This window comes from Streptomyces sp. NPDC047002 (assembly GCF_040704505.1).
GTDB lineage: Bacteria > Actinomycetota > Actinomycetes > Streptomycetales > Streptomycetaceae > Streptomyces.
The window spans coordinates 31,900-47,546 of sequence record NZ_JBEYWC010000037.1; the positions used below are offsets into that span (position 1 = coordinate 31,900).

The following is a 15,647-nucleotide window of genomic DNA, read 5'->3' on the forward strand; positions in this document are numbered from 1 at the left end:
CCGCATCGACTGACGCCGCACCGCGTCGCGCCGTACCGCCTCACATCGAGCGCCTCGCCCCGGGCCGCGCCGCCCCCCGCGCCGTGCCGCCCCGGGGCGGCACGCGCCGCCCCGGGCCGCTCCGGGCCGCGCCGCCCCTCGCTGGGCCGGACTGCGCTGTGCCGGACCGCGCCGCCCCTCGCTGCGCCGGGCCGCGTCGCTCCGAGCCGACCCACGATGGGGGCCGGGGCGGGGCGGCGCGCCGGGCGCGGGGGACGCGCGTACCGTGAGGGGCGTCCGCAGGGTGCCGGACACGCGGCGTACGGACAGGCCTCGGCCGTCAGCCCGTCCCGCGGCCGTGCGGGCCGCAGGACCGCGCCGCGCGTGCCCGGCACCGCGCCCGCCGCGACCTGGAGCGAGGAACACCGGAATGCGTGCCACTGTCATCAACGCCCCGTACGACATCGAGGTCGAGGAGGTCCCCGACCCGGTCGTGCGGCAGCCCACCGACGCGGTCGTGCGGGTCCTGCGCGCCTGCATCTGCGGCAGCGACCTGTGGCCCTACCGCGGAGAGGTGGCGCAGGGGCCGCGGCCTGGCCAGCGCATCGGGCACGAGTTCCTCGGCGTGGTGACCGAGACCGGCTCCGAGGTCACCGGCTTCGCACCGGGCGACCTGGCCGTCGCGCCGTTCATGTACTCCGACGGCGTCTGCGACTTCTGCCGCGAGGGCGTGCAGACGTCCTGCGTGCACGGCGGCGGCTGGGGCGGCTTCGCGCAGGACGGCGGGCAGGGCGAGGCCGTCCGTGTGCCGTACGCCGACGGCACCCTCGTCAAGCTGCCGGCGGAGGCCGCGTCCGACGACCGGATGCTCGCCTCCCTGCTCACCCTCTCCGACGTGATGGGCACGGGACACCACGCGTGCGTCGGCGCGGGCGTGCGCGCCGGCGGGACCGTCGCGGTCGTCGGCGACGGCGCGGTCGGCCTGTGCGCGGTGCTCGCCGCGAGGCGCCTCGGCGCCGAGCAGATCGTCATCCTGGGCCGCCACACCGCGCGGACCGACATCGCCAGGTCGTTCGGCGCCACCCACGTCGTCGCCGAGCGCGGCGACGAGGCCGTGGAGGCGGTGCGCGAGCTGACGAAGGGCGAGGGCGCGCACGCGGTCGTCGAGGCCGTCGGCACCGAGCAGTCCATGACCACCGCCCTGCGGATCACCCGCCCCGGCGGCTCGGTCGGCTATGTCGGTGCGCCGCACGGCAGCGGCGACGGCATCGACCTGCGCCACCTCTTCGACCGCAACATCGGGCTGCGCGGCGGCATCGCGCCGGTCCGCCGCTACCTGCCCGAACTGCTGGAGGACGTCGTCAACGGCACGATCGACCCGTCGCCCGTCTTCGACCGCACCATCGGGCTCGACCAGGTCGCCGAGGGCTACCGCGCGATGAACGACCGCGAGGCGCTGAAGGTCCTCATCGCCTTCTGAGCGGCAGCCCTGGGAGGCCCCGGGGAGGACCGGGGCGCGGGGGAGGCGTACGCCCCCGCGCCCCGCGTGCGCCGCCGCCTAGCGGCGCACGGCGTCCAGCGCGTCGGCGACGCCCGCGCCGTAGAAGCCGTTGTGCCGCGCCGTGCCCTCGCACACCGCGTCCACGGTGCCGTCGCCGTTGATGTCGTACGGCTTCCCGCACGCCCTCGCGTCGGCCTCCCCGTACAGCAGCGCCTTGACCGCGGCGGCCGAGGCGTGCGGGTGCACCGACCTGATCAGCGCGGCGACGCCCACCACGTGTGGCGTCGCCATCGACGTGCCCGCCATGTACCCCCAGCCGCCGCCCGGCAGGGTGCCGAGGATCAGACCGCTCCGGGCCGGCGGCGCGGGCTTCTGGTACGCGTCGCTGTCGCCGCCGGGCGCGGCGATGTCGATGACCCCGTTCCCGTAGTTCGAGTACGACGACTTCAGGCCCTTGGCGCCGGTCGCCGAGACCGTGACGACGCCCGGCAGCTCGGTCGGGATGTCGTAGCACTTCGCGGTGTCGACCTCCCGGGGGACGGGGGTGCCGTCGTCGGGGCTCGACGGGTCGGTGAGCGTGGGCGCCGTCAGGTCGTAGCTCTCGTTGCCCGCGGCCGCGACGTTGACCGTACCCCGGCTCTCGGCGTACCTGCTCGCCCGGGTGACCGCTTCCACCAGGGCCTTCTGGTCCGGGTCGTCGATGCAGTTGAAGTACCACGGGTCGGTGTAATAGCTGTTGTTGGTCACGTCCACGCCGTGGTCGGCCGCCCACATGAAGCCGCAGACCACCGACTCCGTGTAGAAGAGGCCCGCGGGCGTCGCCACCTTGATGCCCGCCACCCGCACGCCGGGCGCGACGCCCGTCATGCCCACGCCGTTCTTCGCCGCCGCGATCTCGCCGGCCACGTGCGTGCCGTGCGGGCTGTCCTGCGCGGTCGGCCGCCACGCGCCGGGCGAGGTGTCCGGCTTCCCGCTCACGCAGTCGACCGAGGCCGCGCGGTCGAAGTTGGGCGCGATGTCCGGGTGGGTGTCGTCGACGCCCGTGTCGATCACCCCGACCGTGACGCTCCTGCTGCCCAGCGTCCGCTCGTGCGCCTTGTCCGCCCTGATGGCCGGCAGGTTCCACTGGAGCGGTTCGAGCGGGTCCTGGCCCGCCGCGCGCTCCCGCCCGGCCGCCGCGGCCTGCGCGGCGGACAGCGGCTTCGGCGCGCCCTCGTCCGCCACCGACTCGGCGGGCAGCGGCGCGGTCCTGGTCGCGCCCGCCGACTGCACGCCCCACACCTTCCGCATCGCCGCGGCGAAGCCGGGGTCGCGCGAGGTGGCGACGAGCACGCCGATCCTGTCGTACGAGGTGACGAGGGTGCCGCCCGCGCGGGTCAGGGCGTGCCGTACGAGCGTGTCGGTGACGAGCCCGCCGCGGGTGTTGACCACATAGGTCAGGTTCGGTCCCGTTGCCGCTGTGGTCGCGGCAGGGGCGGCGGGCACCGCGGCGGCGGTGGCGGGCAGCAGGCCGAGCGAGGCGGCGATGACGGCCGCTGCGGCGATCGCGGCGGGCCGCCGTCTGCGCGGGCGGCGTGGACGGGCGTCGTGTTCCCTGCGGGCCATGGAATCTCCACTTCCGTGCGGTGCGGCGGTGTCGTCCGTGCGGTGCGGCGGCGGGCCGGGACCCGCCATCGTTGTGTTCATGACATGGCGTGCGTGACGAAGGAACTTATCCCGCCGGCCGGGGTCCATCAATCGCCCCGGCCGAAAAGACACCGGCCCGGCCGTGCGCTCGGCCCTGCGGGCGCCCCGCGCCGGGCCCTGCGTCCCGCCCGGACGCGCGGACGTGCGGAAGCGCGCCGTAGGACCGCACGACGCGGGGCTGTCCGGCTCATGGCAAACGGGGTACACGCCGCGCCCCGGGGCTGACGTACCCTCGGAGGCGTCGGATCAGCGATACCGGGAGGCCGCACAGTGCTCATTGACACGTATGGCCGGGTCGCCACCGATCTGCGGGTGTCGCTCACGGACCGGTGCAATCTGCGCTGCTCGTACTGCATGCCGGAGGAGGGTCTCCAGTGGCTCGGCAAGTCCGAGCTGCTCACCGACGACGAGATCGTCCGCCTCATCCGGGTCGCCGTGACCTCGCTCGGCATCACCGAGGTCCGCTTCACCGGCGGGGAGCCGCTGCTGCGGCCCGGGCTCGTCGGGATCGTGGAGCGGGTCGCGGCCCTCGAACCCAGGCCCCGGATGTCGCTGACGACCAACGGCATCGGGCTCAAGCGCACGGCGGAGGCGCTGAAGTCGGCCGGGCTCGACCGGGTCAACGTCTCCCTCGACACCCTGCGCCCCGAGGTCTTCAAGACCCTCACCCGCCGCAACCGGCACGAGGACGTGCTCGCGGGCCTCGAGGCGGCGCGTGCCGCCGGGCTCACCCCGGTCAAGGTCAACACCGTCCTGATGCCGGGGCTCAACGACGACGAGGCCCCCGACCTGCTCGCCTGGGCCGTGGAGAACGACTACGAGCTCCGCTTCATCGAGCAGATGCCGCTCGACGCGCAGCACGGCTGGAAGCGCGACGGCATGATCACCGCCGGGGACATCCTGGAGTCCCTCGCCACCCGCTTCCGGCTGGAGCCCGAGGGCGAGCAGGCGCGTGGCGCCGCGCCCGCCGAGCGGTGGATCGTGGACGGCGGGCCGCACCGGGTCGGGGTGATCGGCTCCGTCACCCGGCCGTTCTGCGCGGCCTGCGACCGCACCCGTCTCACCGCCGACGGCCAGGTGCGCACCTGCCTCTTCGCGACCGAGGAGACCGACCTGCGCGCCGCCCTGCGCGACGGCGCGCAGGACGAGGAGCTGGCGCGGATCTGGCGGATCGCGATGTGGGGCAAGAAGGCCGGATCCGGCCTCGACGACCCCTCGTTCCTCCAGCCCTCCCGCCCGATGTCGGCGATCGGCGGCTGAGCAGGGCCGCAGGCCGACCGGGCGCGGGTGCGCGCGCGATGGCCGGTTCGCGCCGTCACAGGAGGCGGCGGCCGTGGTGCGATGAGGGCCTCGGGGCGGGCCCGCCGATCACGGCGGCAGCCCGGCCCGGTGGACGGACGGGGGCTCGGCATGGCGTGGTCAGGCATCGTGAAGGCCCGGCTACTGCTCGGCGCTGCTGCGGTGCGGTCCGCCGCCCCGCGGCTCGGCTCGCAGAGCTCCAGCAACTGGGGCGGGTACATCGTGCGGCACCGGGCACTGCGCGACGTCCCGGACGCCTCCCTGGTCAAGACGCTGCTCGTCCAGGACACGGCGCTCGCGCCGACCGGTGCCAACCTCTTGGCCGAGCCCGGCCCCCTCTCCTCCGGCGCCGCCGACGCCTTCCATATCACCTGGCGCAACTACGGCGAGACCCGCGCCCCGTAGCGGACATCCGCTACGTCGCCCGGCACGCTTCCACCACCGTGCGCGCCCTGCACGCGACCCCGGCACCGCTCCCGTACCCGGCGACGCCCACCAGACCGTGGTGGGCGTGGCCGCCCCGCTCGCCGACCAGCACGGGACCATGAAGCTGAACACCCGGCACGCAGAAGGTGCAGCCGCACCCGAAGAAACCGACGACGGGCTCGGGCGCGGCCGCGACTTCGTGATCCGCACCCGCGGACGAGGAGTACAGCTTCGCGCACGGCGACTTGCAGTGGAGAGTCGTCCGGGAGTCGGACGGTCGGCACCTGCCGGACGGCTACACGGCCTTCGACCGCTGGGGGTCCCTGAGCACCACCCTGGACACGGCCCACCCACAGCGGCGCACCGACAACATCCTGCGCATCGTCGCGGACGACCGGACAGAGCCCCCAACGCGCCATCCGCTGCTGGGGCCTCTCGTTTGGATCATGCCGGGCTCGCGTGCCCCGGCACCTCCCCCAGCCTCCGGCCGGGGGACCCCCACTCGCCGCGTTGTCGTCGGTCGCCATGGCTCCGCCATGACTGCCCCGTGGGCGGGGAACGTGCAGGCGGGCCATGACCTGGGGGAAGGCAGGCGCATCACCGGCCCGGTCCGCGGTGAGAACGAACGTGCGGGGCCGGCAGCGGGCGCCGGCGGCGAGGTGCGTCTTTGTGGCCAGTCCGCCGCGGGAGCGGCCGGTGGCGTGGTCGCCGGGTTCGCCCGCCGGGGCCCCTTTGTGCGGGCTCCGGCCGCGTGCTGGTGGGCCCGCACGAGCGTGGAGTCGACCGAGACGGCCCCAGCTGAGGTCCTCGTCCGCGTCGGCCTGTGCCACCCGAGCGGTGAACACCCGCTCCCGGGTGCCGTCCACGGCCCACATCCGCAGCCGGTTGCAGACCCCTCGCCAGGTGCCGTACTTCTCCGGCAGGCGGACCCATTGCGTGCCGGTCCGGAACTTGTAGGCGATACGAAACCGCCTAGCGTGACTCCCACTCGGCCAGCGCCACCACGTCCTTGAGGAAGCCGCGCGCGCCGAGGAACGCCGACAGGTGCTCGCGGTGCTCCTCGCAGGCGAGCCAGGTCTTGCGCCGCTCCGGGGTGTGCAGCGAGGGGTTGTTCCAGGCGAGCACCCACACGGCGGGCGCCTTGCACGCCTTGGCCGAGCAGATCGGTGCGGGGAGTTCTGCTGAGGTCACCCCGCCAGCCTAGGCGAGCCCCCGGCGGCGGTTCCCGGGTGGCAGGGGCCCGGGTCCCTGCCGCGTCCCTGCCGCACGCCGGCCGGCGGGCAACGTGGCCGAAACAGACTGCTTACGTCACGGGTCTTGTCGCAAACGTCATGACGTTGTGACGATGTGCCGCATGTCGTGGGATGACGAGGACCTGGAGACGGGTCCGCTGCCGAAGTGGTTCCAGATCGCCGACCGGCTCCGCAGGGCCATCGAGAAGGGCGAGTTCACCGAGGGGGACGCGCTGCCCTCCGAGGCCGTGCTCGGCCGCCGGTTCAAGGTGAGCAGGACGACGGCGCGGTCCGCGCTCGACGACCTGGAGAACGCGCGGCTCGTCGCGCGGGCCTCGGGGCGCGGCTCGATCGTGCTGGCCCCGCAGGTCGACCAGCCGCTCAACCTGCTCTCGGGATTCGGCGACGACATGCGCTCGCGCGGCCTGCGGCCAGGCGCCCGCACGCTGTCCGTCCGCGCCGCCCGGGTCACCTCGGAGGCGGCCGCAGGGCTCGACGTCGACCCGGCCACCCACACCACCTGCGTACAGCGCCTCCTGCTCGCCGACGGCACCGCCATCGCCCACAGCGTGGTGTGGCTCCACCCGGCGACGCTCACCGCGGGCCAGCCGGCGCCCGGCGACCTCGACGACGGCTCGCTCTACGCCTGGATCGAGCGGGCATCGGGCCTGCGGATCGCCTCAGGCAGCCAGTTCATCGAGGCCGAGGCCGCAGGCGAGGAACTCGCCAAGCACCTCGGTCTCTCCCCGGGCGACCCGGTGGTCACCGCACGCCGCACCTCACGCGCCGAGGGCGGCCAGGTCCTCGAATACGTCGTCACCCGCTACCGGGCCGACCGCTACCGCTTCCGGGTGGAGCTGGTGCGGCCATGACCGTGCTGTTCGCCGGAGACATCGGGATGGACACCACCCTGTCCGTCGGCCATGTGCCGGACGCGGACGAGAAGGTCGTCGCCGACGCCGCGGCCGACCACGCGGGCGGCGTGGTGGCCAACGCCGCGTACGCCGCCCTGCTCGCCGGCGCCGCCTCCCGCCTGGTCTGCGCGGTCGGCGAGGACGCGGCGGGCCGCGACGCCGTCGCCCAACTCCGCGCGGCGGGCGTCGAGGTCGCCGCGGCGCCCGTCGCCGGGCCGACCTGCCGCGCGCTGATCCTGGTGGACGCCGCGGGCGAGAAGCGCCTGGTCCTCGTGCCGGGCGCGACCATGTACCCGCCGGCGGACGCCGTGCGCGCCGCGCGCCCCGCCGCCGCGTCCTGGGTGCACACCGCCGCCTACGACCTGCCGGGGGCCGCCGCACTCGCCGCCGCCTGCCGTGCGGCGCGCGTGCCCTGGTCGGTGGACCTGGAACCCGCCACCCTCCCCGCCGACCGTGCATCCCTCGCGCCCGTGCTCGCGGGCGCCGCCGCCGTCCTGTGCAACCGCCGCGCCGCCGAGGCGCTCGGCGGCGACGCCGCCGACTGGCTCATCGGGCTCGGCGTACGCACCGTCCTGCTGACCCTGGGCGCCGACGGCGTACGCGCCGTGGGCCCCTCGTCGGCCCTCGACGTCCGGCCGCCCGCAGGCGCCCCCCGCGCCGTCGACACCACCGGTGCGGGCGATTGCCTCGCCGGGTGGTTCGCCGCGCGGACGGCCGCGGGCGACGGCCTCGCGCAGGCCCTCGCCGAGGCCGTCACCGCCGCCACCCTCAGCTGCGCGCGCCCCGGCGCCCAGACCTCCTACCCCGCACGCGCCGACGTCCTCGCCTCCGGCCTCGTACCCCCGCACACCGCAGGCGCCACACCGCCCCCGACCCGACGAGGTACACCGTGACCGCACCCCAAGTCCTGCCCCCGAAGCCCGACGCGCTCGGCGAACTCTTCCCGGTGAGCAAGCCCGTCATCGGCGTCATCCACCTCGCACCCCTGCCGGGGGCGCCCCGCTACGCCGGGGCCCCGGTCGCCGAGATCTACGCGGCCGCCGTACGGGACGCCCGTACCCTCGCCGCGGGCGGGATCGACGGGATCATGGTGGAGAACGCCTCCGACATGCCCTTCGCCCGGCCCGAGGACATCGGGCCCGAGACGGTCGCCGCCCTGACCGCCGCGTGCGTCGAGGTACGCGCGGCCGTCGACACGCCCCTCGGCATCACCTGCGTCGCCAACGGCGTCATACCCGGCCTCGCCGTCGCCAAGGCGGCGGGCGCCCGCTGGGTCCGTGCCAACCAGTGGGTCAACGCCTACGTCGCCAACGAGGGCTTCCTCAACGGCCCCGCCCCCGCCGCCGCCCGCTACCGCGCCGCGATCGGCGCGAAGGACGTCAGGATCCTCGCCGACGTCCATGTGAAGTTCGGCGCCCACGCCGTCACCGCCGACCGGGACATCAGCGAACAGGCCACCGACGCCGAGTGGTTCGACGCCGACGTGCTCATCGCCACCGGCACCCGCACCGGCTCGCCCACCCGCCCGCAGGAGGTCGACGAGGTGCGCGCGGGCACCAACCTGCCCGTCGTCGTCGGCTCGGGACTCGGACCCGACCAGGTCGACTCGCTCCTGCGGGCCGCCGACGGCGCGATCGTCGGCCAGTGGCTCAAGGAGGACGGCCTGTGGTGGAACCCCGTCGACCCGCGGCGCGTGGAGCGCCTGATGACCGCGGTGTACGCGGTGCGGGAGGCGCGGTGAGCGGCACCAGCGCGCTCAGCGGCGCCACCGACGTCTTCGCGCTCAGCGGCAGCGGCCGGTGCGTGGCCTTCTTCACCGCGCGCCGCCGCGCCGCGCTGCCGAAGGCCCTGGCAGGGCGGGCCGTCGCCGGTGTCGCCGCCGAGCTGGCACGGCTGGCGGACGAGGGGTGGATCCTCTCCGTCGGCGGCATGTTCGGCCGCAGCGAGCCGCCCACCGCCTTCGCCACCGGCTTCGCCCAGGACGCCGACTTCGTCGGCGCCTTCGAGGCACCCGGCCGCGCCGCCGCCCTCGCGGGCACCGCCAGGCTCGGCGCGGCCGGCTGGGACGCGCTGCTGCGCACCGCATGGCTGCTCGGGCCGCGCGAATTCGACCCCGTGCCCCGGACCGAGGCCGGCTCGGCGCCGCCTGCCTGGGGTTTCTTCGCGCTGTGGCAGTGGAACGCGGCCTGGCAGGCCGCCACCCCACAGGAGCGTGCCGCGTACGACGCCGAGTGCGACGTGGCCTTCGCATCCGACGTCGCCTCCGGCATCGGCATCGCGGGCCGCCACCGCCTCGACGCCGCAGGGCGCTGGCACCACCTGGGGATCTGGGAGTGCCCCGGCTTCCCCGTCATCGACGCGGCGATGCGCGAGCACGAGCGGGTCGCCGACTTCAAGTTCACCACCTCCCGGCACTACGCCGGCCGGCGCACACCGCTGCTCGACCTCCTGGAGCCCGCCGATGGCTGACACCCTGTGGATCCACTACGCACTGCCCCGCACCGCCTGGTATGTCCTCGACGAGGCCGAGCAGCGCGCCGCACGGGAGCGCTGGGCCGCCGTCCGCGAGGCGTCGCTCGCCGCGGGGGCCACCACCACGGGCCCGTACACGGTGCGCGGCCAGAGCGACTTCTCGACCGCCGAGGTCTGGACGTTCCCCGACGCCGACGCCGCCTGGGACCACTGGGAGCGGCTGACCGCGGCCGGCTACGCCCGCTGGTTCGAGACCGCCAACAACCTGGGCACCCGGGCCGGTGCGTCATGACGGCGCCGCTGCTCGAAGCCCGCGGCCTGGTACGCCGCTTCGGCCACGTCCAGGCCCTCGACGGCGCCGACCTGACCGTGTACCCGGGCGAGATCTGCGCGCTGATCGGTGACAACGGCGCGGGCAAGTCCACGCTGGTCAAGATCCTCTCGGGCGCCGAGCGCCCCGACGAGGGCACGATCCTCCTGGACGGCAGGGAGGTCGCGTTCTCCTCGCCTGCCGATGCCCAGCGCGCCGGCATCGCCACCGTCTACCAGGACCTGGCCCTCGCGCCCGAACTCGCCGCCGCCGACAACCTGTTCCTCGGCCGCGAGCTCACCGTCCCCGGGCCGCTCGGCCGCCTCGGCGTCCTCGACCGCAGGCGGATGCGGCGGGAGAGCGCCGCACTCTTCCAGTCCCTCGGCGTCTACCTCAAGTCCCCCGACGTGCCCATCGCCTCGCTCTCCGGCGGCCAGCGCCAGTCCGTCGCCATCGCACGCGCGGCGCTCTGGTCCGACAAAGTGATCTTCATGGACGAGCCCACCGCCGCCCTCGGCGTCGTCCAGACCGGCCGCGTCCTCGACCTCGTCAGGTCCGTGCGGGACCGCGGCATCGCCGTCGTACTGATCAGCCACAACATGACCCAGGTCCTGGAGGTCGCCGACCGCGTGGAGGTCCTGCGGCTCGGCCGCCGCGTCGCGCGCTTCGCCCGCGGCGAGGCGAGCGTCGACCGGCTGGTCACGGCCATGACGTCCGCGCCGAGCACCGAGGAGCACGCACCGTGACCACGTTCACCAAGACCGACGCCGTCCAGGTCGAGGCGGCGGCCGAGCCGCTGGGGGCCCGCTGGAACAGGCGGCTCGGCGGAGGCTGGATCTTCCCCCTGCTGATCCTGCTGTTCGCCCTCTTCGCCGCCCTGCGCCCCGGCCAGTTCGCCACCCCCTTCAACCTCTCCACCCTCGCGGTCGACGCCTCGATCCTGCTGGTCCTTTCCATCGGGCAGACCTACGTCATCGCCACCGCGGGCATCGACCTGTCCGTCGGCACCGTCCTCGTCCTCTCCTCCGTCGTCGGCGCCAAGGCGATGCTCGCCCTGTCCGGCACGTCCGGCGCGGCCTACGGCACCACGGCCGCGGGCTGGGGCGTCATCGCCCTCGGCACCCTCGCCGCCGTCGCGGCCGGCGCCGTCTTCGGCGCGCTCAACGGCGTGCTCGTCGCGTACGCCAGGATCCCCGCGCTCATCGTCACCCTCGGCACCTTCGGCATGGCCCTCGGCTTCGCGCAACTCCTCAGCGACGGGCAGGACGTGCGCGCCGTGCCGCAGAAGCTCGTCGCCGCCATCGGCTCGGGCAAGCTCATCGGCATCCCCAGCCTGGTGTGGGTCGCCCTGGCCGTCACCGTCGTCGGCGGACTCGTCCTGCACACCACCCGCTTCGGCAGCCGCACCTTCGCGGTCGGCTCCAACGCCGAGGCGGCCCGCCGCGCCGGCATCCCCAACCGCTCCCACCTCGTCAAGGTCTACCTGCTCTCCGGGGCCCTCGCGGGCCTCGCCGGCATCATGTCCGTCGCCCGCTTCGCCACCACCACCATCAACGGCCACACGACCGACAACCTCTCGTCGATCTCCGCCGTCGTCCTCGGCGGCACCAGCCTGTTCGGCGGCATCGGCAGCATCTTCGGCACCGTCGTCGGGGTCTTCATCCCGATCATCCTGCTCAACGGTTTCGTCATCCTCGGCATCCAGCCGTTCTGGCAGACCGTCGCCATGGGCGCAGTCCTCATCGTCGCGGTCTACGCCGACCAGCTCAAACGACACGCGGCCCACCGCGGCGAGCGCCGCCGCCTGCGCTCCCGCCTCACGCGCCGCCCCCCGAGCCCCGCGTCCCCTTCGCACCACGGTGAGGAAACGCCATGAACAAGCCGCCCTTCGTCGTCCCCGCACTCGTCTGCTGCCTCGCGCTCGGCGCCACGGCCACCGCCTGCTCCACCGGCTCCACCACGGCCGCGGGCGGCGCATCCGCCGCGTCCTCCGGCGGCTCCAGGAAGGTCGCCCTGGTCCTCGGCGTCAAGGGCAGCCCGTTCTACAGCGCCATGGCCTGCGGCGCCAGGGCCAAGGCCAAGCAGCTCGGCCTCGACCTCACCGTCTCAGCCGGGGACGCGTTCTCCGCCGACGCGCAGCTCCCCGTCGTCAACGCCGTCACCGCGGCCAAGCCCGCCGTCGCCGCCGTCGTCCCCACCGACGCCACCGCCCTCGTCCAGCCGCTCACCGCCCTGACGGCGGCCGGCACCAAGCTGGTGACCGTCGACCAGGTGCTCGCCGACCCCAAGCCCGTACGCAGCCGGATCGTCACCGACAACGAGAAGGGCGGCCGCCTCGCCGCCGCCGAGATGGACAAACTCACCGGCGGCAAGGGCAAGGTCCTCGTCATCACCCAGCCCCCGGGGTCCAGCGCCCAGGACGCCCGCACCGCGGGCTTCGTCGCCGGGATCAAGAAGTACCCCGGCATCACCTACCTCGGCGCCCAGTACCAGTCGGACGACCCGCAGAAGGCGGCCCAGATCATCACCTCCACCCTCGCCGCCCACCCCGACCTCACCGGTGTCTTCTCCACCAACGACCAGGGCGCCATCGGCGCGCTGACCGGCCTCAAGCAGGCCGACGCCACGAAGAAGGTCAAGCTCGTCGCCTACGACGCCGCCTCCGCCGAGGTCGCCGCCCTCAAGAACGGCACCCTCTCCGCCCTCATCGCCCAGAACCCCGTCCAGGAGGGCGAGGTCGCCATGGAGTCCGCGCAGAAGCTGATCGCGGGCAGGCCCGTCCCCGCCACCCAGCTCACCGAACTCGTCGTCATCGGCCCCGGCGAACGCGCCAAGGCCGACCGGTACGCGTACACGTCCACCTGCTGACCCGCCTCGCGCCCGCCCCGCGATGAGTTTCGCCGGCCCCGGCGGTCGGTAGCGGAGGAAGCAGGACCACGCCGAGGAAGGGCGGACCCCATGGACATCGCGCGGGTACTGATGGTCGCGCCGGTACGGGACATCGAAACGGCGGTGGCCTGGTACGAACGGCTGCTCGGCCGGCCGGCCGACACCCGGCCGATGCCGTCGCTCGCCGACTGGCACCTCACCGCGGGCGGCTGGCTCCAGGTCTTCGAGGACCCCGGGCACGCCGGTACGACACTGCTCAACCTGGAGGTGCCCGACCTGGACGTGGCCCTGGCCGGGCTCGCGGAGCGCGGCCTGGCGGCGGGGCCGGTCGGGGCCGGCGGCGAGCGCACCCGGTTCGCCGCCCTCGCCGATCCCGACGGCAACCGGGTCACCCTGCTGGAGAACCCGGTGGCGTGACCCGGAGTCCCTCGGCGGGGAAGGGGGCGGCACGGGTTCCTGACTGGTCTGGACCTGTGAAAGACAAACGACGCCGGGCAGCCACGGGGGGAGCTGCCCGGCGTCGGTCCGTCGCTCCGACGGGGGATGCGGAGCGCCTAAGAAGTATGTCACGCGGCCCGGTTCGCCTGGAGGCGAACCGCATGATTGATCTGAGCTTTTCCTGAGCTTGGCGAAGCCCCGGACCGGCCCGTCAGCCCCGGGCGTCCCGCGGCCGCACGCGCTCATCACTCGCACCCCCGCCACCCGGCGCAGGGTCGGGTGCCGCCCCCGGTCCCACGGGGAGCGTCGGCCGCGGGGGCGTCGGCACGAAGGCCGAGGGGAGCGCCGTCGCGTTCTCCCGGCCGCCGTTCGCGATCACCACCGCCACGTACGGCAGCAGCAGCCCGACCAGGAGCGCGACGATCGCCACCTCCCGCTGCACGTCCCAGAGCACCACCGTGAGGATCACCGCGACCGTGCGGACGCCCATGGAGATCACATAGCGCCGCTGCCTGGCCCTGACGTCCTCCTGGAGACCCGCACGGGCCCCGGTGATCCGGAAGACCCCGCCGTCGTCGTGCTTCCGCAGCACAGTCCCTCACCCGCTTCTCCGTCGGACCCGCCCCGGCCCTGGCCTTCCTCACGGTACGCCGAGCGGGCCCGCCCATCGAGACCGGGGCGCCACGCGTCACCGAGGAAAGGCAGGACCGCCCGCCCCGCACCCCGTACGGGTCCTTCCGGGTGCACGGGCGGCGCCGGGGCAGCAGACTGGGCCTGCGCCGCGCACCGCGCCGTATGAGGAGGCCGTCATGCACTGGTTGTGGGTCATCGTCGTGGGTCTGATCCTCGGTCTGATCGCCAAGGCGATCATCCCGGGCAAGCAGCGCATCCCGATCTGGCTGACGATCATCTTCGGCATCCTGGGCAGCATCCTCGGCAACGCCGCCGCGGGCTGGCTGGGTGTCGCCGACACCAATGGCGTCGACTGGACACGCCACCTGCTGCAACTCGCCGGAGCCGTGCTGATCGTGTTCGTCGGGGACATGCTCTGGGCGTCCCTGCGCGGCAACCGCCGCGAACGCGTCTGACCGGACGGCCGCGCGACCGGCGCGGGCGGCACAGGCCGCCCGCGCCGCGCCCTGTCAGGCCCCGGTGACCTCGACCGCCGCCAGGTTCCGCTTGCCGCGGCGCAGCACCAGCCACCGCCCGTGCAGCAGCGTCTCGGGGGCGGGTACGGCCTCGGCGTCGGCGGCCTTCTCGTTGTTCACGTACGCCCCGCCCTCCTTGACCGTGCGGCGCGCGGCCGACTTGCTCGGCGCGAGCCCCGTCTCGGCCAGCAGGTCCGCCACGGAGAGCGGCGCGGCGACCGTCGCGGACGGCAGCTCGGCGAGCGCCGCGCGCAGCGTCGCCTCGTCGAGCCCGGCCAGGTCGCCCTGGCCGAACAGCGCCTTCGACGCGGTGACGGCCGCGGCGCACTGCTCTGCGCCGTGCACCAGCGTCGTCAGCTCCTCGGCGAGCGCCCGCTGCGCCGCCCGCGCCTGCGGCCGCTCCTCGGTCTGCCGCTCCAGCTCCTCCAGCTCCTCGCGGGACCTGAAGCTGAAGATCCTGGCGAACCTGGAGATGTCCCGGTCGTCCGTGTTCAGCCAGAACTGGTAGAAGGCGTACGGCGAGTACATCTCGGGGTCGAGCCAGATGGCGCCGCCCTCGGTCTTGCCGAACTTGGTGCCGTCCGCCTTCGTCAGCAGCGGCGTGGCGAGCGCGTGCGCGGACGCGCCCTCGACCCGGTGGATCAGGTCGATGCCCGCCGTGAGGTTGCCCCACTGGTCGCTGCCGCCGGTCTGCATCGTGCAGCCGTACTGCTGGTACAGCTTCAGGAAGTCCATCCCCTGGAGGATCTGGTAGCTGAACTCCGTGTAGCTGATGCCCTGGTCGGAGTTGAGGCGGCGCGACACCGCCTCCTTCGCGATCATCTTGTTGACGCGGAAGTGCTTGCCGACGTCCCGCAGGAACTCGATCGCGGAGAGACCCGCGGTCCAGTCCAGGTTGTTGACCACGATCGCCGCGTTCGGTCCCTCGAAGGAGAAGAACGGCTCAAGCTGCCGCTGGAAGCGCCCCACCCACTCCGCGACGACCTCGGGCGCGTTCAGCGTGCGCTCCGCCGTCGGCTTCGGGTCGCCGATGAGTCCCGTGGCCCCGCCGACCAGCGCCAGCGGGCGGTGCCCCGCCTGCTGGAGCCTGCGGACCGTGAGGATCTGCACCAGGTTGCCCAGGTGCATGCTGGGCGCGGTCGGGTCGAAGCCGCAATAGACCGTGACGGGACCGTCCGCGAACGCCTTGCGCAGTGCGTCCTCGTCCGTGGACACGGCGATCAGGCCGCGCCACTGGAGATCGTCGACGATGTCCGTCACGGTGCTCATGTCTCCTCGTGGAAGGTGGCCCGCGCGTGCCGCGGGCGGCACGGAACGGGCGGAAGGTCTCGACAGCAGTCTAGAGGGGCCGCG

Annotated in this window: 17 protein-coding genes; 13 read left to right on the plus strand and 4 right to left on the minus strand. The window is 74.2% G+C overall.

Features of this window, described 5'->3' with window-relative positions; all coding sequences use genetic code 11:
• The first annotated feature begins 409 nt into the window (after nucleotides 1–409).
• On the plus strand, nucleotides 410–1,459 hold the full coding sequence (locus AB0910_RS26855; protein ID WP_366747227.1) for a zinc-dependent alcohol dehydrogenase family protein: 1,050 nt from the start codon (nucleotides 410–412) through the stop codon (nucleotides 1,457–1,459).
• A gap of 78 nt (nucleotides 1,460–1,537) precedes the next feature.
• Here AB0910_RS26855 and AB0910_RS26860 read toward each other — a convergent pair whose 3' ends face one another.
• Entirely contained in the window at nucleotides 1,538–3,085 is a 1,548-nt protein-coding gene (locus AB0910_RS26860; RefSeq protein ID WP_366747228.1) for a S8 family serine peptidase, read from the minus strand.
• 351 nt (nucleotides 3,086–3,436) lie between these two features.
• Here AB0910_RS26860 and moaA point away from each other — a divergent pair, with 351 nt between their 5' ends.
• Both moaA and AB0910_RS26870 read left to right on the plus strand, forming a co-directional pair.
• A complete protein-coding gene (gene moaA / locus AB0910_RS26865) occupies nucleotides 3,437–4,426 on the plus strand; it encodes a GTP 3',8-cyclase MoaA (protein WP_366747229.1) in 990 nt (329 codons plus the stop codon).
• Nucleotides 4,427–4,576: 150 nt separating this feature from the next.
• Nucleotides 4,577–4,870, plus strand: coding sequence for a hypothetical protein (locus AB0910_RS26870; protein ID WP_366747230.1), 294 nt, complete (start codon nucleotides 4,577–4,579; stop codon nucleotides 4,868–4,870).
• Nucleotides 4,871–5,863: 993 nt separating this feature from the next.
• Here the strand turns inward: AB0910_RS26870 and AB0910_RS26875 are convergent.
• Complete coding sequence (locus tag AB0910_RS26875; RefSeq protein ID WP_345649251.1) at nucleotides 5,864–6,082, minus strand: hypothetical protein; 219 nt, start codon at nucleotides 6,080–6,082, stop codon at nucleotides 5,864–5,866.
• 163 nt (nucleotides 6,083–6,245) lie between these two features.
• Between AB0910_RS26875 and AB0910_RS26880 the strand changes: the two genes are divergently transcribed.
• The 9 genes from AB0910_RS26880 to AB0910_RS26920 all read left to right on the plus strand — a co-directional run bounded on the left by AB0910_RS26880 (nucleotide 6,246) and on the right by AB0910_RS26920 (nucleotide 13,125).
• Nucleotides 6,246–6,995, plus strand: a complete 750-nt coding sequence (locus tag AB0910_RS26880; RefSeq protein WP_366747231.1) for a GntR family transcriptional regulator — start codon at nucleotides 6,246–6,248, stop codon at nucleotides 6,993–6,995.
• Nucleotides 6,992–7,930 carry a carbohydrate kinase family protein gene (locus AB0910_RS26885; protein WP_366747232.1) on the plus strand — a complete coding sequence of 313 codons (939 nt, stop codon included), beginning with the start codon at nucleotides 6,992–6,994 and terminating at the stop codon, nucleotides 7,928–7,930. The genes AB0910_RS26880 and AB0910_RS26885 overlap by 4 nt, the downstream gene beginning before the upstream one ends.
• Nucleotides 7,927–8,778, plus strand: a complete 852-nt coding sequence (locus AB0910_RS26890) for a BtpA/SgcQ family protein (RefSeq protein WP_366747233.1) — start codon at nucleotides 7,927–7,929, stop codon at nucleotides 8,776–8,778. The genes AB0910_RS26885 and AB0910_RS26890 overlap by 4 nt, the downstream gene beginning before the upstream one ends.
• Nucleotides 8,775–9,506 carry a hypothetical protein gene (locus AB0910_RS26895; RefSeq protein ID WP_366747234.1) on the plus strand — a complete coding sequence of 244 codons (732 nt, stop codon included), beginning with the start codon at nucleotides 8,775–8,777 and terminating at the stop codon, nucleotides 9,504–9,506. Before AB0910_RS26890 ends, AB0910_RS26895 begins: the two co-directional genes overlap by 4 nt.
• Nucleotides 9,499–9,801 (plus strand): hypothetical protein, encoded by a 303-nt coding sequence (locus AB0910_RS26900; RefSeq protein ID WP_366747235.1) that lies wholly within the window; start codon nucleotides 9,499–9,501, stop codon nucleotides 9,799–9,801. The genes AB0910_RS26895 and AB0910_RS26900 overlap by 8 nt, the downstream gene beginning before the upstream one ends.
• Nucleotides 9,798–10,565, plus strand: a complete 768-nt coding sequence (locus AB0910_RS26905; RefSeq protein WP_366747236.1) for an ATP-binding cassette domain-containing protein — start codon at nucleotides 9,798–9,800, stop codon at nucleotides 10,563–10,565. The genes AB0910_RS26900 and AB0910_RS26905 overlap by 4 nt, the downstream gene beginning before the upstream one ends.
• Nucleotides 10,562–11,695 (plus strand): ABC transporter permease, encoded by a 1,134-nt coding sequence (locus AB0910_RS26910; RefSeq protein ID WP_366747237.1) that lies wholly within the window; start codon nucleotides 10,562–10,564, stop codon nucleotides 11,693–11,695. The genes AB0910_RS26905 and AB0910_RS26910 overlap by 4 nt, the downstream gene beginning before the upstream one ends.
• Complete coding sequence (locus AB0910_RS26915; RefSeq protein ID WP_366747238.1) at nucleotides 11,692–12,687, plus strand: ABC transporter substrate-binding protein; 996 nt, start codon at nucleotides 11,692–11,694, stop codon at nucleotides 12,685–12,687. The genes AB0910_RS26910 and AB0910_RS26915 overlap by 4 nt, the downstream gene beginning before the upstream one ends.
• 90 nt (nucleotides 12,688–12,777) lie before the next feature.
• Complete coding sequence (locus tag AB0910_RS26920) at nucleotides 12,778–13,125, plus strand: VOC family protein (protein WP_366747239.1); 348 nt, start codon at nucleotides 12,778–12,780, stop codon at nucleotides 13,123–13,125.
• Between the two features lie 232 nt (nucleotides 13,126–13,357).
• Here the strand turns inward: AB0910_RS26920 and AB0910_RS26925 are convergent, their stop codons facing one another.
• A complete protein-coding gene (locus AB0910_RS26925) occupies nucleotides 13,358–13,738 on the minus strand; it encodes a DUF3099 domain-containing protein (protein WP_366747240.1) in 381 nt (126 codons plus the stop codon).
• 217 nt (nucleotides 13,739–13,955) lie between these two features.
• On the opposite strand from AB0910_RS26925, the gene AB0910_RS26930 reads away from it, so the two are divergent.
• Nucleotides 13,956–14,234, plus strand: coding sequence for a GlsB/YeaQ/YmgE family stress response membrane protein (locus tag AB0910_RS26930; RefSeq protein WP_345649276.1), 279 nt, complete (start codon nucleotides 13,956–13,958; stop codon nucleotides 14,232–14,234).
• Nucleotides 14,235–14,288: 54 nt separating this feature from the next.
• Here the strand turns inward: AB0910_RS26930 and tyrS are convergent, their stop codons facing one another.
• Nucleotides 14,289–15,554 (minus strand): tyrosine--tRNA ligase, encoded by a 1,266-nt coding sequence (gene tyrS / locus AB0910_RS26935; RefSeq protein WP_366747269.1) that lies wholly within the window; start codon nucleotides 15,552–15,554, stop codon nucleotides 14,289–14,291.
• Nucleotides 15,555–15,647 lie beyond the last annotated feature (93 nt).